The sequence below is a fragment of the Rhodococcus sp. B7740 genome, assembly GCF_000954115.1.
In the GTDB taxonomy this organism is placed as follows: Bacteria; Actinomycetota; Actinomycetes; order Mycobacteriales; family Mycobacteriaceae; genus Rhodococcoides.
The window spans coordinates 3,213,310-3,233,343 of record NZ_CP010797.1 but is presented as its reverse complement, the minus strand read 5'-3'; the positions used below and the strand labels follow the sequence as shown (position 1 = coordinate 3,233,343).

General features: G+C 64.8%; 23 protein-coding genes. 6 read left to right on the top strand and 17 right to left on the bottom strand.

Going from position 1 to position 20,034, the window contains the following annotated elements:
• Positions 1-136 precede the first annotated feature (136 nt).
• From NY08_RS14975 to NY08_RS14965, 3 genes are all read left to right on the top strand, one after another.
• Positions 137-424, top strand: a complete 288-nt coding sequence (locus tag NY08_RS14975) for an ANTAR domain-containing protein (protein WP_045197223.1) — start codon at positions 137-139, stop codon at positions 422-424.
• Between the two features lie 141 nt (positions 425-565).
• Positions 566-1,534, top strand: coding sequence for an Hsp70 family protein (locus NY08_RS14970; RefSeq protein WP_045197220.1), 969 nt, complete (start codon positions 566-568; stop codon positions 1,532-1,534).
• 50 nt (positions 1,535-1,584) lie between these two features.
• On the top strand, positions 1,585-2,700 hold the full coding sequence (locus NY08_RS14965) for a fused (3R)-hydroxyacyl-ACP dehydratase subunits HadA/HadB (RefSeq protein WP_032396614.1): 1,116 nt from the start codon (positions 1,585-1,587) through the stop codon (positions 2,698-2,700).
• A gap of 169 nt (positions 2,701-2,869) precedes the next feature.
• Here NY08_RS14965 and NY08_RS14960 read toward each other — a convergent pair whose 3' ends face one another.
• The 4 genes from NY08_RS14960 to NY08_RS14950 are packed head-to-tail and all read right to left on the bottom strand — an operon-like array spanning position 2,870 to position 4,489.
• On the bottom strand, positions 2,870-3,265 hold the full coding sequence (locus tag NY08_RS14960; protein ID WP_045200503.1) for a VOC family protein: 396 nt from the start codon (positions 3,263-3,265) through the stop codon (positions 2,870-2,872).
• Positions 3,262-3,390 carry a CGNR zinc finger domain-containing protein gene (locus tag NY08_RS26730; RefSeq protein ID WP_200893114.1) on the bottom strand — a complete coding sequence of 43 codons (129 nt, stop codon included), beginning with the start codon at positions 3,388-3,390 and terminating at the stop codon, positions 3,262-3,264. Before NY08_RS26730 ends, NY08_RS14960 begins: the two co-directional genes overlap by 4 nt.
• 33 nt (positions 3,391-3,423) lie before the next feature.
• Positions 3,424-3,987, bottom strand: coding sequence for a hypothetical protein (locus NY08_RS14955; RefSeq protein ID WP_045197215.1), 564 nt, complete (start codon positions 3,985-3,987; stop codon positions 3,424-3,426).
• 34 nt (positions 3,988-4,021) lie between these two features.
• On the bottom strand, positions 4,022-4,489 hold the full coding sequence (locus NY08_RS14950; RefSeq protein WP_144407377.1) for a winged helix-turn-helix transcriptional regulator: 468 nt from the start codon (positions 4,487-4,489) through the stop codon (positions 4,022-4,024).
• A gap of 93 nt (positions 4,490-4,582) precedes the next feature.
• Here NY08_RS14950 and NY08_RS14945 point away from each other — a divergent pair, with 93 nt between their 5' ends.
• Complete coding sequence (locus tag NY08_RS14945; protein WP_045197212.1) at positions 4,583-5,752, top strand: thiolase family protein; 1,170 nt, start codon at positions 4,583-4,585, stop codon at positions 5,750-5,752.
• A gap of 98 nt (positions 5,753-5,850) precedes the next feature.
• Here NY08_RS14945 and NY08_RS14940 read toward each other — a convergent pair whose 3' ends face one another.
• Genes NY08_RS14940 through NY08_RS14905 form a run of 8 tightly spaced genes read right to left on the bottom strand, consistent with a single transcriptional unit; the run spans position 5,851 to position 12,855 of the window.
• Positions 5,851-6,477, bottom strand: a complete 627-nt coding sequence (locus tag NY08_RS14940) for a TenA family protein (protein WP_045197209.1) — start codon at positions 6,475-6,477, stop codon at positions 5,851-5,853.
• The gene (locus NY08_RS14935) at positions 6,474-7,226 is read right to left on the bottom strand and encodes a glutamine amidotransferase (protein WP_032396609.1); all 753 of its coding nucleotides are present in this window, start codon (positions 7,224-7,226) and stop codon (positions 6,474-6,476) included. Before NY08_RS14935 ends, NY08_RS14940 begins: the two co-directional genes overlap by 4 nt.
• 9 nt (positions 7,227-7,235) lie before the next feature.
• Positions 7,236-8,249: a phosphotriesterase family protein gene (locus tag NY08_RS14930; RefSeq protein WP_235386918.1), complete on the bottom strand. Its 1,014-nt coding sequence runs from the start codon at positions 8,247-8,249 to the stop codon at positions 7,236-7,238.
• 11 nt (positions 8,250-8,260) lie between these two features.
• Positions 8,261-9,295 (bottom strand): ABC transporter permease, encoded by a 1,035-nt coding sequence (locus NY08_RS14925; protein WP_045197205.1) that lies wholly within the window; start codon positions 9,293-9,295, stop codon positions 8,261-8,263.
• The gene (locus NY08_RS14920) at positions 9,292-10,074 is read right to left on the bottom strand and encodes an ATP-binding cassette domain-containing protein (RefSeq protein ID WP_045197204.1); all 783 of its coding nucleotides are present in this window, start codon (positions 10,072-10,074) and stop codon (positions 9,292-9,294) included. Before NY08_RS14920 ends, NY08_RS14925 begins: the two co-directional genes overlap by 4 nt.
• 4 nt (positions 10,075-10,078) lie before the next feature.
• Positions 10,079-11,092, bottom strand: coding sequence for a substrate-binding domain-containing protein (locus tag NY08_RS14915; RefSeq protein WP_045197202.1), 1,014 nt, complete (start codon positions 11,090-11,092; stop codon positions 10,079-10,081).
• Positions 11,089-11,985 carry a carbohydrate kinase family protein gene (locus NY08_RS14910; protein ID WP_045197200.1) on the bottom strand — a complete coding sequence of 299 codons (897 nt, stop codon included), beginning with the start codon at positions 11,983-11,985 and terminating at the stop codon, positions 11,089-11,091. The genes NY08_RS14915 and NY08_RS14910 overlap by 4 nt, the downstream gene beginning before the upstream one ends.
• A gap of 3 nt (positions 11,986-11,988) precedes the next feature.
• Positions 11,989-12,855, bottom strand: a complete 867-nt coding sequence (locus tag NY08_RS14905) for a BtpA/SgcQ family protein (protein WP_230596918.1) — start codon at positions 12,853-12,855, stop codon at positions 11,989-11,991.
• A gap of 201 nt (positions 12,856-13,056) precedes the next feature.
• Between NY08_RS14905 and NY08_RS14900 the strand changes: the two genes are divergently transcribed.
• Positions 13,057-14,082, top strand: a complete 1,026-nt coding sequence (locus tag NY08_RS14900; protein ID WP_045197198.1) for a LacI family DNA-binding transcriptional regulator — start codon at positions 13,057-13,059, stop codon at positions 14,080-14,082.
• Here the strand turns inward: NY08_RS14900 and NY08_RS14895 are convergent.
• From NY08_RS14895 to NY08_RS14885, 3 genes are read right to left on the bottom strand one after another with little or no spacing between them, the layout of a single operon-like run.
• Entirely contained in the window at positions 14,043-15,140 is a 1,098-nt protein-coding gene (locus tag NY08_RS14895; RefSeq protein ID WP_045197196.1) for a M20 family metallopeptidase, read from the bottom strand. The two genes, NY08_RS14900 and NY08_RS14895, sit on opposite strands and share 40 nt — an antisense overlap.
• Positions 15,130-15,993 (bottom strand): alpha/beta fold hydrolase, encoded by an 864-nt coding sequence (locus tag NY08_RS14890; protein WP_045197194.1) that lies wholly within the window; start codon positions 15,991-15,993, stop codon positions 15,130-15,132. The genes NY08_RS14895 and NY08_RS14890 overlap by 11 nt, the downstream gene beginning before the upstream one ends.
• Positions 15,987-17,183: an alpha/beta hydrolase family protein gene (locus tag NY08_RS14885; protein WP_045197192.1), complete on the bottom strand. Its 1,197-nt coding sequence runs from the start codon at positions 17,181-17,183 to the stop codon at positions 15,987-15,989. Before NY08_RS14885 ends, NY08_RS14890 begins: the two co-directional genes overlap by 7 nt.
• A 69-nt stretch (positions 17,184-17,252) precedes the next feature.
• On the opposite strand from NY08_RS14885, the gene NY08_RS14880 reads away from it, so the two are divergent.
• Complete coding sequence (locus NY08_RS14880; RefSeq protein ID WP_045197190.1) at positions 17,253-18,008, top strand: TspO/MBR family protein; 756 nt, start codon at positions 17,253-17,255, stop codon at positions 18,006-18,008.
• On the opposite strand, the gene NY08_RS25235 is transcribed toward NY08_RS14880, so the two are convergent.
• Complete coding sequence (locus tag NY08_RS25235; RefSeq protein ID WP_052049861.1) at positions 18,005-18,670, bottom strand: TetR/AcrR family transcriptional regulator; 666 nt, start codon at positions 18,668-18,670, stop codon at positions 18,005-18,007. The genes NY08_RS14880 and NY08_RS25235 overlap by 4 nt on opposite strands.
• 70 nt (positions 18,671-18,740) lie before the next feature.
• Positions 18,741-19,943 (bottom strand): oxidoreductase, encoded by a 1,203-nt coding sequence (locus tag NY08_RS14870; protein ID WP_045197188.1) that lies wholly within the window; start codon positions 19,941-19,943, stop codon positions 18,741-18,743.
• Positions 19,944-20,034: the final 91 nt, after the last annotated feature.

Sequence of the window (20,034 nt, the reverse complement as noted above, 5' to 3'; positions counted from 1 at the left end):
TTCCCTTGTGAGCGTGCATTTTTGATACTTGGACAAGTCCTTCTCGTGACGGGTATGTGAATTCGACTCCGACACCTGAACTTCTGCTCATGCGTGGCTACCATCGAGTCATCGACCAGCAGACGGTGAGTATTCGATGACCGAGAATCCCGCAGCAGAACCGTTGACTCGCACCGCTATCGACAGGGCGGTGGGTGTTCTCATCGCGCTGCGCGGCTGTAGTCCGGAGGACGCGTTCGCCGAATTGGCGGCGCACAGCTTCCGATTCGATGTGTCCCTCGTGCAGTCGGCTCGGTCGATCGTCGCGGCCGCGCGCGGAATGGACTCGGCCAACGGCGTCGCCTGTGCGGCGATGACCTCGGCGCAGGAGGAGTGGGGTCCGCTGCTGGCGTACCGTCGAGATCCTTTCGATCACGTCGCCTGAGATCGGTCGGTACGGGTTCCGCTTCTTGTTATATGTCCCAAAACAAACCGGAAGTTCATTCAGATACCGAGATTGCTGTCCAGACGACGGTTCGGCGGTTTACTATCGGCAGGTCGGAGTAGCCAGTCGAGTCGAGGAATCATGAGAACAGTCCTTGGTGTTTCGGTGGGTTCTGCCACTGCCCGAGGGGTCGCAGTCGATGCGATCGACGAGTCGGTGCGGTCGGCCCACATCGTTCACTCGTTCGATCCTGACGATCACCTTCAGGTCGCCATCGACTTGCTGGACTCCATGTCGCGCGATCAGATGGTCGACCGAACGGACATCGTGTTGGCGGTACCCGACGATCCCGGTGCTCGCGCGCGTACGTCCGCCTACTCCACGTACGAGGCCGATCGACTGCTGGTCGCCTCCGAACTCGGAGCTCAGCTGCGGTATCTGCAGGGAACGGGCCAGCTAGAGGGCGCGCGTACGGTCGCGGTCTGTGACATCGGGGCGTCGGGCACCACGGTGTCCGTGGCAGACCCGGCCACCGGTACGGTCTTCAGTTCGGTGCGCACCACGTTGTTCGGAGGCAACAGCTGCGACGAGCAACTCTCCCGCTACCTGCTCTCGACGTACGGAGCGGACGAGTTGGCGTCCGATCGGGCACGGGCAGAATTGACGGTATCGGTCCGAACGGCGCGTGAGCAGCTTTCTCGACTGCGGGTGGCCGAAGTTGCCGGACCCTTCGTCGGTGGTCCGGTCAGGTTGTGGCGCAACACTTTCGATGATGTTCTCGAACGCAGCATTCGGTCGTTGGAGGACTGGGTGGCCAGTGTGATCGTCGACGCGCCCTGTGCCGTTCACGCCCTGGTGATGGTCGGTGGCTGCGCCAACATTCCGACGCTGCGGCGCCTGTTCCGTCGTGATCTGATGCTGCCGGTCGTCGCACCCGCCAATCCGGAGTCTCTCACCGCGCACGGTGCGGCTCTGATGGCCGTCGACGCGGTCGCGTCGCGTCGACACCGCCCGCGGGGCGCCACGATCGCCAACGTCGCGCCGTCGCACCATGCCTCGATGGTGGGCATGGTGGGCTACCACGACTCACCGCGACACCGCTCGGCTTGAACCCGCCGGCCTGGCCAACGAACGCCGTTGTTCGGTAGGTTGCTCGGGTAATGGTGAACAGTGGGGTACGAGACGGTGGGACAACAGTGGCAGAGCAGGTAGCGGAGTCCGGTACGGCAGCAACCGACGGTGAAGCATTCGATCCGGCGGAACATGCTCGGAGCATGGTCGGTTATCACTACCGCACCGAGGACTACTACGAGGTGGGCCGCGAGAAGGTCCGTGAGTACGCCCGCGCCGTCCAGGATTTCCACCCCGCCCACTGGGACGGAGATGCCGCGGCCGCGCTGGGTCACAGTGCCCTCGTCGCGCCTCTGACGTTCATGTCGCTGGTCGGCACCCTTGCGCAGAAGAAGCTTCTCCAGTCCATCGCCGAGGGCTACGACCTGAGCCAGATCCTCCAGACCGATCAGGTGCTGGTGTTCCAGAAGCCGATCCTCGCCGGCGATCAACTGACGTGCGATGTCTCGCTCGACTCGTTCAAGACGGTCATGGGACGCGACATGATGGTCACCAAGAACGTCGTGTCCAACCAGAAGAACGAACTGGTGCAGACCACGTACACCACGCTGCTCGTCGGTCGGTCCGGCGAGATCGATCCGGCCATCGCCGAGTCTGCGAAGAACTTGGTGATGTTCGGCGCGACGACGGACGTCAGCGGTGCCGATTCCGGCGAGAGCGGCACACTGTCCACTCCGCAGGAACACGAACCGCTGGTCGTCGAGGAGTACCGGGGTCGGCCCACACAGAAGTTCGACGAGGTGAACGTCGGAGACGAACTGCCGCCCCGCACGGTGCGCCTGACCCGCGGTGACCTGGTCAACTACGCAGGTGTCGCCGGCGACGCGAACCCGATTCACTGGAGCGAGCAGTTCGCCAAGCTGATCGATCTCGAGAACGTGCTGGCCCACGGGATGCTCACGATGGGCGTCGGCGGCGGGTACATCACCGAGTGGCTCGGCGACCCGGGCGCTGTGAAGGACTACACCGTCCGCTTCACCACCCCCATCCCGGTCGACACCCACAAGGCCGCCGAGATCGTCTTCACCGGCAAGATCAAGTCCAAGGACGAGGCCACGCGTACTGCGGTCATCTCACTGGGTGCCACGTTCGAGGGCAAGCGAATCTTCGGTCACCGCGCCACGGTCACAGTGCAATTGGGCTGAGTGCCTGCGGCAGTGGTGTGGTTGTGTGCCCCGGGCGGCACTCGACCACACCACTCGGATGCTCGGTTGGCGTCCGTAGTCCGCGGATCGGCTCCTCGGTTGTGGATATGTGACTCCGATCGGCGTCGGGTATCCGAATGTGGGGAGCTGATGTGCGGGGCGCGCCGGTTCACGTCCCGACGAAGATGCAGAACGGATGGCCGGCCGGGTCGGCATAGATTCGGATCGGCTCTTCCGGGTCGTCCCGCAGGTCCCGCAATAGTTGCGCACCCAATTCGAGTGCGCGCGTGTGCTCTTCGTCGAGTTGCTCGACGGTGTCGACGCGAAAGTCCAGGTGCAACATCTGAGGGTGCTCGCCGTCCGGCCATGTTGCGGCCGGTAGTGAGTCGATCTGTTGAAATGCGATTCGCCACGAACCGTCCGGCGCGGTGATCGCGAGCCAATCCGGATCGATCGTCTCGGCGTCACCGGGGATGTACTCGAAACCCAGCAGTTGCCGGTAGAACTCGGCGGACTCACGGGCGTCGGTGCAGTCGAGGACCACTTGATGTACCGAAATGTTCATGATCTGCCCTTCTTGACGGCGTGGTGTCGTGCAGCGCGCGCCCGATTGCCGCATGCGCTGCAGCACCATTGCTGATTGGGTCGATCCTGCAGAAACAGTTGACCGCATCGCGGGGCCTCGCACAACGCCAGGCGATCACGGCCTGAACGTACTCGGCCTCAGCGTCGGTCGGCCCTGTGTTGAACACCCGCGAAAACTGCACCGATCACGATCGACACTGTCAGGCATTCGATCAGGAATACGAGAATCGATTCTCGGAACAGCGGCGACTCCGACATCTGCGCGGCCATCGAGTCGGGGTGAACCAAGGCAATGGCCGAGACCTGCGGCGGTCCGACGGCGGCGGAGGCCCACAAGGAAGCTCCGAGAAACGCCGACGTCGGCAAGGGCCACCAGAACAGCGACTGCCGAGATCCTCGAATCCGTGCTGCCGCAGCAACCACGCACAGTGTCAGTGCGCCGATGACGAGCGACGACGGAAACCACGGGGGACCCTGTTCGGTGAACAGTTGCGCGTAACCAATGATCGATACGCTTCCGGTCTCGCCGGATACAGCCGCCGGGTCGAAGGGCGCGAGGGGCGCGGCGAAGTGCCACAGCGATGACAGGGCTGCGGCCAGGGTGAGACCGAAAACCAGTGCGGTCCAGGCCCTGTCTGGTCGGCCTCCGGTGCCACGCCGTCGATCGTTGCCCACGTGCAGCAGGTTACGCGTCGTGCCCACTGTGTGTGCGTCTCTTCTAGTCGAACACCGGAGGCTAGGCGATGCGCACTCTCAGTTCGTTCACCGGCACTTCCGCGCCATTGTTGTCGGTGATCCGGACGTGCACTGGGTTCCCTTGTGCATCAACCACATCGAAGGGCCCGTCATCATCCTGTAGATACTCGTCGCCCCATTGCATCAGCCCGAGTACGACGGGCAGCAGGTCTTCCCCCATTTTCGTCAGGATGTACTCGTAGCGTGTTCGTCCCTTGTCGGGGCGGTAGGGCTGTTTGACGAAGATGCCCGCGTCGACGAGTTCTTTGAGTCGGGCGGCGCTGCTGGCGTCGGTGATGCCGACGCGTCGGCTGAAGTCGTCGAACCTCGTCGTGCCGTAGAAGGCCTCGCGCAGGATCAGCATGGCGGATCGGGTTCCGACCACGGACAAGGCGCGCGCAATGGAGCAGCGGTCGCCGGCCGTCCAGGAGTCGAGGTCGGACAGTGGGCCGTCCATGTGGAGGGGCATGTCACGATACTACTGACTTTACAAAACTATAGCCAGCTCGTACCGTGGTGTCAGCGATCCGATAGGAACGGGTCGATCGGACAAGGAGCCGTCATGAGAGACGCAGTCATCGTCGAGGCAGTCAGAACCCCGGTCGGACGGGGCAAGGCAAACGGCACACTGCATCCCGAACATCCAGTGGACCTGATGGCCCACAGTCTTCGGGAAGTTGTGCAGCGCAGTGGAATCGACCCGAACCAGATCGACGACGTCATCGGTGGTGTCGTCACCGCAGTGGGGGATCAGGCGTCGAACATGACTCGACGTGCTGCATTGGCGGCGGGCTATCCCGAATCCGTGCCTGCGACCACGGTGGACCGTCAGTGCGGAAGCAGCCAGCAGGCGATTCACTTCGCCGCTCAGGGCGTCATCTCCGGTGCCTACGATCTGGCGATTGCGGCCGGGTCGGAGTCCATGAGTCGAATCCCGATGGGCTCGAACATGATCGGTACCGAGGACCCGGCGGGTGTCGGTTTCGCCGAGAGGTATCCGGACGGTCTCGTGCCGCAGGGCATCAGTGCCGAACTGATCGCGGCCAGGTGGGGTATCAGCCGGACCGAAATGGACGAATTCGCATTGTCCAGTCACGCGAAGGCCGCGGCGGCAACCGAAGAGGGACGCTTCAAGAGGGAGATCAGCGCCATCCGCGGACTCGACCGTGACGAGGGGATCCGCACCGGGTCGACGCTGGAGGCCCTGGCAGGGCTGCGTCCGGCGTACTACAGCGACGCCATGGCGCAGCGGTTCCCCGAAATCCAATGGAACATCACCGCGGGCAACGCAAGCCAGATCAACGACGGTAGCGCCGCGGTCATGATCACCACCAGCGAGAAGGCGAGGGGGCTCGGCCTCACGCCGATGGCCAGGCTGCACAGCTTCGCCGTGGTCGGTGACGATCCGCTGATGATGCTCACCGCCGTCATCCCGGCCACGCAGAAGGTGCTCGCCAAGGCGGGGTTGACGATGAGCGACATCGACCTGTTCGAGGTCAACGAGGCATTCGCCTCCGTGGTGCTTGCATGGGCCAAGGAGACCGGTGCCGATCCGAGCAAGGTGAACGTCAACGGCGGAGCCATCGCCATCGGTCACCCCCTCGGCGGCAGCGGAGCGCGCATCATGACGACCATGGTCCACGCCCTCGCCGAACGTGAGCAACGCTTCGGGCTGCAGGTGATGTGCGAGGCGGGCGGCCCGTCGAACGCCACCATCGTCGAACGCCTGTAAGTGCCTGCGGCAGTGGTGTGTTTGGGTGCCCCAGGCGGCACATGGGAGTGGAGCCTGCGGAACGACCCGCAGGCCTTGTCACACCACTGCCGCAGGCACTAGTCCATCGCCGAGTTGTGGAATGCGTTCTCGGCGGCCAACATTCCCGCGAACCACTCGTCCAGCCTTGCATCGTCCACAGCGTTCATGGCGTCGACCTCTCGGGCCAACGCGTCGACCTGCGCCACGAAAGCAGGTCGGGTATGCATTTCTATCCACTCCTGCAGTGCCGGTTCGCGATCGGCCGACGTATCGAGTGCTGCGCGGCACCAGGACAGGTACAGGGTCTCGGCGGCGAACATCGCCACGAGTGCTGCAGCCCTGCCGTCTCGACGGGCAAGTCCCAAGGCGTAGTCGGACAGTACGGACGAACTCTCGATCAACTCGTCGGTATCGCCGTCGTACGGAAACTGCTCGCGTAGTCCGGCGAAGTACTCCCGCTGCTCACCGACGAGATTCGAAAGTGACGCCACATGATCGGTTGCGTCGTCCAAGGACTCGGACTCTGCGACGACGAGTCCCAGGATGCGCACCGCGGTGAGTACGAACGCCTCCTCGATCACCAGGTAACGCCGGAAGTGGTCGTCGCGTAGTGTGCCGCCGATCGATTCGACGATGAAGGGGACGCGCTGCGCTGCAACGAGGTTGCGTTGTTGCCGCGCAATCAGTTCGGCGGAGCGACTCATTCCGCGGACAACCAGGTGATCAGGCCGTCGAACAGATCGGTGTAGCCGAGCCACTGCTCGCAGAATTCCGGCGGTGCCCAGTGCGGCGAGCAGTCCGAGGTGAAGACCGCCGAGCGGCCCTTGCCGTAGGTGCCCGCAGCGACGAGCGGATCTCCGTTGATGGTGGCGGGGACGGCAACTCCGTCCTTGGCGATCACTCGGTTGTACCCCAGGAGTGCAGGCCACTCGATCCCGCTGGCGCTCACGGTGGGGTGCTTGTCGTCGACGACCACGGGGACCATGCCACCTGGGGTCTCCACGCGATCGTCTTCGGCGAGCATCGTCACCGGCAGAGCGTCTGCGAGTGCTGTCTGCCGGAACGCAGCGCGGGCTTGGAACCCTGAGAACGAAAGGTATCCGCCGATCATCAGCAGCGCACCGCCGTCGTGCACCCAGTTCCGGAGCTCGACCAGGCGGTCCTCGCCTGCCTGAAAACGATCGAAGACGCTGGGTGCGAGCTGAATCGAGTTGGCGCCGATGTCCGAGAGGACGATGACGTCGTAGGCGGACAGAGCCTCGCCGTTACCGGGAAATTGTGTCGGCACCAGATGCGCCGGCATGTGCACCACGTCGTGTCCGCGGGAAGCCAGGGCGTCCTTGAGTGGTCCGACACCTTCCACGTAGGAGTGCACGGTGAATTCGTCGACGCCCTTGACGTGCGTCGAGGTGGTCATCCAGCTTTCACCGGCGATCAGAACTTTCTTACCCATGGTGGTTTTCTATCCTTTTCCGGCGCTCTCGAAGAGCGACCTCGGGTTGTCTCGCATGAGCGAGGACACGTGCTGGGGGTCGATTCCGCTTCGCACGAGTCGTGCTGCGAAAGAGACTGGTACGTAGGCCAAACCGTTGCCACCGAATGCGCGGAGCATCGACTTGAGAAACAGGTCGTGACTGAGGAGCAATTGCCGTCGGTATCCGCCGCCGATGAGACCGGCGACCGCGAAGGCGGTGTCGGCGGGCGATGGAGACTGACCCTCACCCGGGAACTCGAAGGGCATGCCGATCATGTCGAATTCCAGATACACCCCGCGATCACCCAGAGCGCATTGGTAGTCGGGATCGTTGCCCGACGGGTCCATGTGGCAGAGCACCACAGCACTCGGGTCGACACCCATCTCCTCGACGACGATGTCGAGCACTTCGTGCCCACGCCGCTGCCACCCCGGAAGGTGAACGAACAGTGGTACAGCGACTTCTCGTTGCGCGACGCATGCGGCGCGTAACGCCTTCTTCTCGGCGGCGGTGAACGACGGCGAGACTCCGATCTCCCCGATGACCCCGGGGCGAGGCCCGTCGTTCGAGGAGAACTCGGCAACGAGTCCCGACGCGAGTTGGTCGACGCTCAGCGAGGCGACCTCGGCCGGGTGCGTGGCCTCGAGGTACCAGCCCGAGCCCATGACGACCCGGACCCCCGAGTCTCGGGAGTACCGTTCCAGGATCTCGGGTCGACGACCGATGCCCGGTGGTGTCAGATCGACGACGGTCGTCCCGCCGTGGTCGGCAAAGGTTTTCAGGTCCGCCAACACGGCCGCCGCGTCGTCGATCCGGCAATTGTCGGCGCTGTGATACGGATTGTCGTGCAACAGCCAGGCGTCCGAGGCCGAGATCGGTCCGGAGAGAACCTGCGCCACAGCGGGATCGAGCGATTCCGAGTACGCCGCCGAGGCGTCGTTGTGCAGGTGCTCGTGCGGTAACACCAACCCCAGCTCGCTGGAGTCGACCGGACCGGTCACCGTCCGGACGATCACTGTTTGCCCGGTGCGCTCTGCAGGTGCTTGAACAGTGACGCCAACGAGTGCCCACGCATGTTGATCCAGATGGCGACGAGCAGAACGATTCCGGTGATGATGGGCGTGAGGAAGGGGCTCACGCCCAGCAGCGTCAGGCCGTTGGCGATGATGCCGGTGAGGACCGCACCGATCACGGTGCCGACCACGGTTCCTCGTCCACCGAACAGGTTGGTTCCGCCGAGCACCACCGCGGTGATGACGGTCAGCTCGAAACCGTTGGCGGAGTTGGCGGAACCCGATCCCAGTCGTGCGGCGATGAGCAGGCCTGCGATGCCGGCGGCAAGACCGGTGAACACCAGCGTCATCATCAACACGCGACGGGTGTTGACGCCGGAGCGTCGGACGGATTCGACGTTGGACCCGATTCCGGTGACGTAGCGGCCGAAGCGGGTGCGACCCAGCGCAACCGCGCCGATGACGACCACGGCGAGGGCGATCCAGGCGCTCGCCGAGAACCCGAGCCACGACGCAGTGCCGAGCTTGGCGAACGCGGTGCCCGGGGTGATGGGAACCGAGAAGCCCTCGGTGCGGTACAGCGCGATGCCGCGGATGATCGAGAGCGTGGCGAGTGTGACGATGAACGGTGGAATGCCCTGGTAGGCAGCGAGCCAGCCGTTGACCAGTCCCCACGCCGCACCCATCAGTGGAGCCGCGACGAACACGACCGAGGAGTCGACGCCTGCCTGGATGAGCTCGGCGCTCATCGCGGCGACGAAGGCGACCGTCGCTCCGACGGAGAGGTCGATCTGGCCGGTGGTGATCACGAACGTCATCGCGACGGCGATGATCAGGACCGGTGCGATCTGCGTGGCGAGGTTGGAGATGTTGGTGAACGTCAGGAACGACGACGTGGTCACCGAGAAGACGAGGGCCACCGCGACGGTGACGGCCAGCATGGCCAGTGTCGGCTTGTTGGTCTGTTGCCACAATGTCGGTCGCGCAGCGAGTTTCGCGACGCTGGGCTGTGCGTTCTTGTCGAGAGTGATCATGGGCGGCCTTCCGGCGAGGACGGTGAACGCTGGGGAACCGGAGTGCGAGTGATCAGTCCGACGAGCGATTCGATGTTCAGCTCGCCGATCGGAACGTCGTCGACGCTCTGTCCCTCGTACATGACGGTGATGCGGTCGCAGACTCGGAACAGATCCTGCAGGCGGTGCGTCACGAGGATGACGCCGACGCCCTGGGCCGCAACGTCCGTGATGAGTTTCAGGACCGATTCCACCTCGGCGACGGCCAGTGCGGCCGTTGGCTCGTCGAGGATCAACACGTCGGGCCGGAACGAGACGGCCCTGGCGATGGCGACCGTCTGCCGCTGCCCGCCCGAGAGTTGCCCGATCTCCTGGTACGTCGACTTCACTTTGACGTGCAGGTCCGCGAGGATCTTCGCGGCGCGTTCGTGCATGCCGTGCCGGTCCAGAAACGGTCCCTTGCGGGGTTCACGGCCGAGGAACAGGTTGCTCGCGACATCGAGGGTGTCGCACAGCGCCAGATCCTGATAGACGATGCCGATCTTCTGCTGCTGCGCATCGAGCGGCGTCGAGAAGCGCACCGGTTCCCCGTTGACTCGCATCTCACCACCGTCGTGTTGAACGGCGCCGGCAAGGATTTTCATGAGCGTCGACTTGCCGGCGCCGTTGTCTCCGACGACTCCGAGTACTTCGCCGCGTGAGAGCCGGAGGTCGACTCCCTGCAACGATTTCACCGGGCCGTACGATTTGGTGATTCCCGACAGTTCGATCAACGGTGTTGTCGGATCATGTTGTGCCATAAGGCTACTTCTCCAGGTAGTACATGTAGTCGCCCACGTTGGCGGGGGTGACGATCTGCGTCGGGACCGGGATGTCCGCGGGTGCGGTGCGACCGCAACCGAGATCGATCGCGGCGTTCATTGCCTCGTAGCCGAATTCGAAGGTGTTCTGCTGCACGACGCCCTCGAGCCAGCCCGCCTGGAGGGCGGAGACAGCCTGATCCGACAGGTCCCATCCGACGGCCTTGATCCGGTCCTGTGCACTCTGGCTGTTCACTGCCGCGACCAACCCGATGAGTGCGGGTTCGCCGGTGGCGTAGACGTATTCCATGTCCGGGTTGCCGGTGAGCAGGTTCTCCGCGGCGGTCTGCGCGTTCTCCTGAATGTTGCGACCGTCGACGACCGTGCCGACGGTCATGCCCGCGGCGGAGACCGTGTCGGTGAAGCCCTTCTGACGTTCGAGCTGGATCGTGCTGTTGAGTGCGCCGACGATACCGACGGTGCCGGTGTCGTTCGCCAGCTCGGCGAGTGTGTCACCGATCTGAGCGCCGCCCTCGGCGTTCGCTGTTCCCACCTGGGTCGAGATGCCCGGGTCGTCGACGGTGGCGTCGACGGCCACCACCGGGATACCTGCTGCGGCGGCCTTGGACACGGATGGCTTGATGCCGTCGGTGTCGATGGCGTCGACGATGATGGCGTCCACGCCGGAAGCGATGAGGTTGTCGAATGCGTTGGCCTGGGTGACCGAATCGTCGTTACCGCTGATGATCTGGAGGTCGACACCGGCTTCGTCGGCGACCTTCTGGGCGGCGTTGTTGATCTGGTTGAAGAACAGAGCTTGCAGATTGATGGTCACCAGGCCGACCTTGAGGGTGCCGTTCTTGCCGTCGCAGGTGTCGGCGACGCGGGACGGATCCGGAATGGACGATGCGGAGGCGTCGGTTCCGCCCGTGGTGTCGCTGGGGGCGGCGGAGTCGCATGCGGTGAGACCGAGGGCAAGTGCTGTGCCGAGGACGAGGGGGAGTGCGCGTTTGATCATCGGATCTCCTGAAGATCGACAGTGGCCAGGGTGGCAGTGAATTCGTTGAGTTCGGTGATGCTGGGGCAGCCGCGTGGTCCGGCCGTGGCGCATGCGAGAGCAGCGGACGCCCCGGCGAGGCGTGCTGCATGAGCCGGGGGTTCGCCTGCGTCGACGAAGGCGATGTAGGTGCCGCAGAAGCAGTCTCCGGCTCCGACGGCGTCGACGACGTCGACCTGTACTGCGGGTTCGGTGATCGTCTCACCCGAGGGTGTCACCAGGGTCCACCCGTGCTCGCCGTCGGTGACGACGAGGTGAGTGTCGTGCTCGGCGGTCATCGTCGACCACCGTTCGGCATCTATGCCGAAGCTGTTCTGCCACAGGCTGCGTCCGACGATGACGTGATCGGCGAGGGCGAACGCATGGAGTGCGGCGTCGAGATCGTCGCAGCCGTCGAGATCGATGGCGAGGCTGACGTTGTCGGGCAGTTCGGCGGGGAGCATCTCTGCTCGGTAGCCGTCGACGAACAGTCGGCCGCCGTCGTCGGAGAGGGCCTCGAGGACGGCGGCCAGCCGTTGTGCGTCGTTGGCGTCGTCCTGGCTGATGATCGATCGATCACCGCCCTCGGCGATGAGAACGACTGCGGTGGAGAGGAAAGCGTCACGCGGAGCCCAGCTGGTGTCTACTCCGTCGTGCTCGAGTCCGGCGAGAAACTCGGTGGACCGGGCGTCGGGGCCCACTGCGCCGGCGAAGGCCACGCGGGCACCCATACGGGCTGCGGAGACCGCGGCGTTGGCGTTCATGCCGCCGTCGATCGTGTCGATCGCCGTTGCCTGCACCCTCTCTCCCAGCACCGGGACATGCGGAACATGCACCGTCACATCGTTGTTGGCGTAGCCGAAGAAGACGATCATCGGCTATTTCCCAGCTGCGCGGGCGACGGCGCGAACCTTCTCGCCTGCGACGCGTCCCCACCAGCGGGCGTTCTCCTTCACCGACGACGCGATGATGGCCCCGTCGCATTCCTTCATCAGCTCGCCCACGTTGGCCGCGGTGATTCCGGAGCCGATGATCACAGGAAGCATCGTGTTGTTCTTGATCACCGAGACCTCGTCCACGGAGGCGGCGTCTCCGGTGCGGGAGCCGGTGGCGATGAGGACGTCGGCATCGAAGAACTCCGCGTCCTCGGTCTGTTCGGCGATCGTGCGGTCTGCGACGATGGCATGCGCGCCGTGCTTGACGTGCACGTCCGCGAAGATCTTGACCGGGTCGGCACCGATGCGGTGGCGGAAGCGGGTGGTCTTGGCGGCCTGACCTTCGATGAATCCTTCGTTGGCTATGTACGCGTTGGCCCACTGGTTGACGCGGACGAAGCTCGCGCCCGCTGCCCACGCTGCGGCCACGCCGCATTCGCCGGCATTGGACAGGATGCTCACGCCGACGCGGTCGCCGAAGTCGCCGACGACGGCGGCGGTGACGACGCCCATGCTGGCCGCGGTTTCGTATCCGTGTTCACCCGGCTTGAGAAAGGGTATGTCCCAATGGTTCTCGACGATGACTCCGTCGAAACCATTGTCGATGTATGCGTGCGCCTCGGCCAGGGCGAACTCGGAGATCTCCGAGACGGGCCGGCCCTTGTAGTGCGGGCTGCCGGGGAGGGCGGGCAGGTGGATGGCACCGATGAGTGCTGGTGCCGAGGTGAACATCGCGGCCAGGGCCGACGGCTTGGTCGGAAAGACTCCCAGCGACTGCTCGGGGTGCTGGTCCGACAGGGACGTACTCACGTAGGGAACTCCTCGGGTGATCGTCGGGCGAGATGATGTAATCGATTACCTCGCATGTATGCACCGTAAGGGATCGGTACCTATTCATGTCAAGGAATTTCGGAGTCGTTTATGTAAACGATTGCCTCTACTGTGTAAACAGCAACGCAAGCGACCGCGCGGTTCGATAGCCTCGGGTCCACACGTGAGAGTAGGAGTTGGATGCGTAAAGCAACCATTCGCGACGTTGCCGAGCGCGCAGGCGTCTCGACAGCCACGGTGTCTCGAGCGCTCTCGGGTTCACGTCCGGTCTCGGAAGACGTTGCTGCCACCATCCGACGGGCGGCCGAGGATCTGGGATATTCGGGCAACATCATCGCCAGTTCCCTGCGCCGCAACAGAACGGACACCGTCGGCATGGTGGTGCCGAGTATTGCCAATCCCTTCTTCACCTCGCTGGTGGTCAATGTCGAGCATGTGCTGTCACAGCGCGGCTTGCAGTTGTTTCTGTGCGACTCCCGATCCGACCCGGACGTCGAAGCGCAGAGGCTGCGCAGCTTGGTCTCGCGTCAGGTCGACGGCATCATCATCAGCCCGTGCCATGGCGAGCGGTCCGCAGAGGCCGTGCGCACCACGGCTCGCGCGATCCCTGTCGTTCAACTCGACCGGTTCGCGCTCGACACCCACACCGACTGGGTCGGGGTCGACGACGATGCCGCACAGGCGCTGGTGATGGACCACCTGGCCGGTCTCGGTGTTCGGAGCGCGGCATTCATCAGTTCCGAACTGACCAATTCGTCGACCGAGCTACGTCGAGCCGGCTTCTTCCGCCACGCGGAGCGAGTGGGTATCGAGACGCGAGAGGAGTGGACGCTGTTGGGCGACTACTCGATCGACTGGGGCCGTGAGTCGTCTCGGCCCATACTCGAAGCGGCCTCTCGTCCCGACGCGGTGGTGTGTGCCGACGATCTGATCGCGCTCGGTGTGTTGCAGAGTTGCCAGGCTCTCGGACTGTCGGTTCCGACCGATGTCATGGTGACCGGGTTCGACGACATTCCGTTCTCCGCGTTGAGCAATCCGCCGCTGACGACCGTCCGGCAGCCGCAGGAACGGATTGCCGCCGAGGCCACGCGGCTGTTGGATCAGGCGATGAACAGCGACGAGACGGGCACCGCGCACATCGCTCTGCAGCCGGAGTTGGTGGTCCGTCAGTCGACGGTCGGCCAGGCGCGCGTCACGGCGGTGTAGGCGGTGATGGCCGCATCGAGTTCGTCGAGCGTGACGGTTTCGTCGGCGGCATGCATCAGGGCAGGAGTCCCCGGTCCCCACACGACGATCGGCGCACCGGGAGCCGCCGCGGCGATGAGGGACGCGTCGGTGAAGTACGTGACCGGTTCTCTCGCAACGGAATGCGGCAGCTCGTCGATCCAGCTGTTGCCACCGGCCGTCCGCACACCGGGCAGGTCGATCCGCGCCTCGATGTGGTCGACCTCGGGTTGATCCCGCCACCACGACAGCAGTGCCGAGCCGTCACCGACGGTCCTGTGATCGACGACGACGTGTGCGGTGTCCGGGACGATGTTGGGGGCCGAACCCCCGTCGATCAACCCGACGTTGAACGTCTCGGCACCGAGGAACGGATCCGTCGACAGCGGGAGCTCGTCGCGTGCCCGTGCCAGGACGTCGACGAGCTTCATGATTGCACTCTCACCTCGCTGGGGTGTGCTGCCGTGTGCTGCAATCCCTTTGGTGGTGACGTCGACCCACAATGCTCCGCGGTGGCCCAGATGCACCTGGTTTCCGGTCGCCTCGGGCACCACCACGGCACCCACCGAACATTCGGCGACGGCGTGACGGGCGGCGAGCGCTCCGAGTGAGCCGATCTCTTCGTCGCTCGTGAGCAACAGTGCTGCAGGAACACCGTTCTCGAAGGCGGCGAGCACAGCGGCCGTGGCGGCCACCAGGCCTGCCTTCATATCGGACGTACCCCGGCCTCGCATCACTCCGCCCTCGACGTCCGCGGCGAACGGATCGAACTGCCAGTTCGAAAGATCGCCCGCGGGAACGGTATCGACGTGACAGGCGAACATCAGTCGCGTGGTCGTGGGAGGGGCGTCGTTGGTGATCAGCAGCCACGGGTGCGCGCCGTCTCGATCGCCCTCGACTGCAACTCCGGTCGTCCGCGCCCTCAGAAGGGATACGACGGCGTCCATCGAGGAACGTTGGGGCGCAGGGTCGCCGGACACGGTGCGTTGCGTGACCAGTTCGGTGAGCATGCCGACGGCAGTGGTGCGGTCAAGAGCCATGGGGAGTACTCGATCGCATCACTGCAGCGGCAGCCGCATCGGGTGCCTGTGTCGGAATCCAGTGCGAGACGCCGGGCAACACGGTCAGTGTGTAGGCCGCATCGACGTACCGTTGGGCACTCTCGACGGTGGAGCGTCCGATGAAGGTGTCACCGTCACTCCAGACCATCGACGTCGGCACGGTGATGCGCAGGCGGCCGATTCCCGGGCTCGAGAACGGTAGGCCCCGATACCAGTCGACGGCGAAGGGCAGCGCGCCGTAGTCGACGATCTCCGTCTGCGTGCGTTCGAGATCGGCTTCGGTCATTCCGCTTTTCTCGTACCATCTTTCGGCCCTGCGGCCGGGTTGCGTCATCCACTTCTCGGGCAGCACCGGCAGTTGGAAGAACGCGAAGTACCAGGAATGCAGTATCTGTTTCGAGCTGAGCAGGCCGGTCATGAATGCGCCGGGGTGGGGTACCGAGAGCGCCGTCAGAGACGAGACCAGGTCGGGACGACGACCGGCGGTGACCCAGGCTATGTTCGCTCCCCAATCGTGTCCCACCAGGTGAACCGGCGTTCCGATGAGGTCGATCAGGGCGACCACATCGCCCACCAGTGCGCCGACGCGATAGTCTCGTCGCCTCGTGGGCCGGGCGCGTGGGGAGTATCCGCGCTGATCCGGTGCGATCGTGCGCATCCCGTGTTCGTTGAGTATCTCCATCACCGCGGACCACGACGATGCACGTTCGGGAAATCCGTGCAGCAACAACACGACCGGGCCGTCGAGCGGTCCCTGGTCGAGGACGTCGAACACGAGACCGGCGTGGGTGTACTCGGTGATTCGTTCGGGTGCAGAGCCGCTCGTCAGCATGTGCTGGGTACCGTCTGTCCTGCGAACCGGGCGGCCAGGAATTGCATTGCCGCTTCGTCGCTGACGTCGTGGCCCTGTTCGGGCTGTTCCTGGGCGACGACCGAATCGCCGAGGGCGCAGGCCTTCTCGACACCGTCGGCAGTCCACTGCGGCAGAACGACGTCGTCTTTCGCGCCGTACGCCACGAACAGCGGTACCTCCGTTCGCACCTGCGGGAGCGTGTAGCGATCGACCACGTCGATCAGCTTCTGCTCGGATTCGGTGGAGTCGGCCGCGAACTCGTCGGGTGCCATCGCCTGAACGGCTCGCTCCTTGCCTGCGGTGTCGCCGCCCGAGCAGGTGAGCAGCAGTTCGTTGTTGGCCTCGGCGACACTGCCGCTGTAGTCCGTCGGATCGATCGAGGGGTCGACCTGCTCAGCGCCGTAGAGCAGGTACGGCAACAGTTCCTTCTGCGGCCTGGTCAGGGTGCCGTCGTTACTGGATCGAATCAACGGCTTCAGATCTGTCGGGGGCGAGAGCGACACCGATCCCACCAGGTCCAGGCCCTGACCGTAGGAAGCGGCGAGTTCGTTTGCAGCCCAGGCGGCTTGGCCACCCTGCGACAGGCCGACGGCAGCCCAGCGCGTGGAGACGTCGGGCAGCGCGGTGTGGGCCGCGCGAGCCGCGTCGATCATGTTGTTTCCGGTGGTTCGCGGCTCCAGATACGGGTGGGTGCTACCGCCGGTGCCCAGGCCCTGGTAATCGGGTAGCACGGTGACGTACCCGAGTGCCGTGAAGTCCTGCACCGCAAATTGGTATCCGAGCAGATCGGGATACAGGGTCGGTCCGCAATCGGCCTGCACACCGGTGGTGCCATGCCCGTAGACGATGATCGGCCACCCGCCCTCGGGCGGCGTGCCCGCCGGAACGGCTGCCACCCCGGAGACCGCGGTGGGGGAATTGTCGACGCCCGATGTCGATTCGTAGACGAATCGGTAGAGCGTGGCACCGGTCGCGGCGAGGGCGGGGGATCGATCACCGAAGTCCGCGGAATCGAGAACGGTGCCGGGCACTCCTGTGAACTCGTACTGCGGTTCCGGAGCAGACGTCGATTCCGTGGGAGCGGGCTCCGGCGTGGAACTGCATCCGGCGGTCACGGCCACCGCGAGGCAGCAGACGGCAGCAGAGATCGAACGCGAGTAGGAATGCACACCGCGTGTCTACCAGAACCGGGCTGCTGCTGTGTTTGCACTGCCCGTCGATCGGGGATCAACTCGACTGTGAAAATCGGCGTCGTTCTCAGTGCGGTCGTGGCCGTTGTCGTGTCTTTTCTCGGGTCGGGCGCATGGATCGGGACGCCCATCGCCGAAGCGGCGGACGGAGCGCTCAGTGCCACGTCGACTCTGGTGGCACCCGCGGGGCCCGCGTTCTCGATCTGGTCGGTGATCTACGCGGGGTTGATCGTCTATGCCGTCTGGCAGCTGCTGCCCGGGCGCACTGCACGCCACGACGCGCTGCGGGCACCGATCATCGCGTCGATGTTGCTCAATCCGGCCTGGATTCTCGCGGTCCAGTTCGGCCAGGTGTGGTTGAGCGTGCTGGTCATCGTGGCGCTGTTGGCGGCGCTCGTGCGCGTGTTCGTCCTGATGCAGCAGTTCCGGCCCGAGGGCGTCGCCGACGCAGTGATCACCGACGGCACGATGGGCCTCTACCTCGGGTGGGTGTGTGTCGCGACGATCGCGAACATCTCTGCCTGGTTGGTGAGCCTCGGGCTCACCGGCGGTGCAGGTGCAACCGTCTGGGCGATCGTAGTGCTCGTCGTTGCGGCCGCAGTAGGGCTGCTGCTCGCCCGCTACTCGCGCGGAGCGATCGCTCCGATGCTGTCGATCGGGTGGGGACTGGGATGGCTGGCGCAGGGTCGCCTGTCCGGCGAGCTGACCAACTCCACGGTGGGATACACCGCAATTCTCGCAGCCCTCGTGGTCGTCGTATCGACTGTGGTGACCAGGGTTCGCGGGCGTCGGTCGGTAACCTAGCCGCGTCCGAGGATCGCCTCGACAGCGTCGTCGACGTTCAGGGCCGGGTCCAGGACCGGTGCGGTACGTAGGCACGCGACGATGATGTGCACCAACCATTCGACCATCTGCTCGACGTCGATTCTGGCGTCCTGTTCGAGCCATCGGGCCGTCGCGCCGTCGATTGCCGCGACGATGCTGTGTCCGACGAGTCCGACGCCTGCGTTCTCCGCGTCGAGTCCGAGTTGCGTGGCCGCCGCCTCCAGCACTGCGGTTCGCGCGTTCTCGAACACTTCCCAGGCTTCGGGGTCTGCGCCTCTGCCGCCCAACACCATTCGTAACGCCAGTCCGCGGTGCCGGCTGAGATAGTTCAGGTGGCTGGTCAGCGCAGCCCGAATCTGGATGTCGGGTGTCGAGTCGGGAATGTCCGCGAAGGCCTCCGACATGGCCGCGGCGGTGGCCCGCATCGCCTCGAGGTAGATGCCCCTCTTGTTGCCGAAGTAGTGGAACAGGAGGCCGTGTGCGACGTCGGCCGACTCGACGATGTCCGAGACGGCGACCTTGTCGTAGTCGGCCTCGGCGAACAGGCTCGCCGCTGCGTCGACGATTCGCTGCCGGGTCTCGGCCGCTCGGGCGGTGGCCCGGTTGGCTCGGGCAACCGGTTTGGCGGAACGATCTGGCACCGAAAGTCCTATCTGCCTTGGCCTACCCGTCCGGCTGTCACCGAGGGCTCGGTACGAGCCTAGGACGTCATCAGATGATCGGGGTGATGTGGTCGTGCAGATCGAAACCGAGCAGCGCCTTGCCGTAGGTCTCGATCGACACTCGTGGCAGCATGACGGCATGGCGGGCACCGACATTGGAGTCGCGCCAAATGCGCTGCAGAGCATTGGCTTCGGCGAAGGCTCCGGCACCGGTGGCGTCGACGAGCATGTTCAGCGCCTCGTTGATGCTCCGTAGTGCAACGGCTGCGTCGCCGCGAACACGCGCACGGGAGAGCAGGTCCGGGTATTCGCCGGCCTCGGCCCACCGCTTGACGTCCTCTGCTGCGCGGTAGGCGTGCAGGTGCGCGGTGTCGACCTTCAGCGCTGCTTCGGCGAGCAGCATCTGGAATGCCACCGAATCGGCCTGACGGTCGAACACGGTGTAGGCGAGGGCCTTCTCTGCGGCCTTCTTTCGTACCAGTTCCACTGCAGCGCGGCCCATTCCGAGCTGTGGACCGACGAGAACCATGACGAGCATGGGCCCGAAGGCCGAACGGGCGAAGGCGGAGTCGGTACGTTCGGCAACGTTGGCACCGCTGAATGCGGGGATCATCGACAGCATCCGGTGTTCGGGGACGAAGACGTCCTCGGCGACGACGGTGTTGCTCCCGGATGCGCGCATGCCTGCCACGTACCAGGTGTCGTCGATGCGGTAGTCCGTGCGAGGGAGCAGCGCCATTCCCTGGTCGAGCATGTCGCCGTCGTCGTCGTTGACGATGATTCCGCCGGTGAACCACTGCGAGTGCAGGCTGGCCGAGGCGTAGGGCCATGTTCCCGTCAGTCGGTAGCCGCCCTCGACCTTCCGGGCGGTGCCGCCCGGGGTGACGACGCCGGAAATGATGGCGTCGGGGCCGTCGGCGTAGATCTCGGCCTGAGCCGCGTCACTGTAAAGGCCTGCAGCCCAGTTGTTCACGTTGGACAGGGTGGCCACCCAGGAGGCACCGGCGTCACCTTCGGCGATGATCGCGGACACATCGAGCATGGTGCGCAGGTCGGTTTCGAGTCCGCCGAACTTCGCCGGTGCTGCGACTCGAAATGCGCCAGCGCGGCGGAGGGCGTCGACGGTGTCCTCGGAGAGGCGTCGTGCCTTCTCGTTCTCGGCGGCTCCGGCCTTCAGGTCGGGCACGAGGGCTCGAAGGTTGGCGATCACATCGGTGGCGGTTGCAATGGGCAGCGCTTCGGTCGTCGTCATGGCTCGTCTTCCGGTTCGGCCCCGTGGCAGTGAGGCGTGTGTCACGAAAGTAAACGGTACTTGACTTGAGGTCAATATTGACTTCCGATCA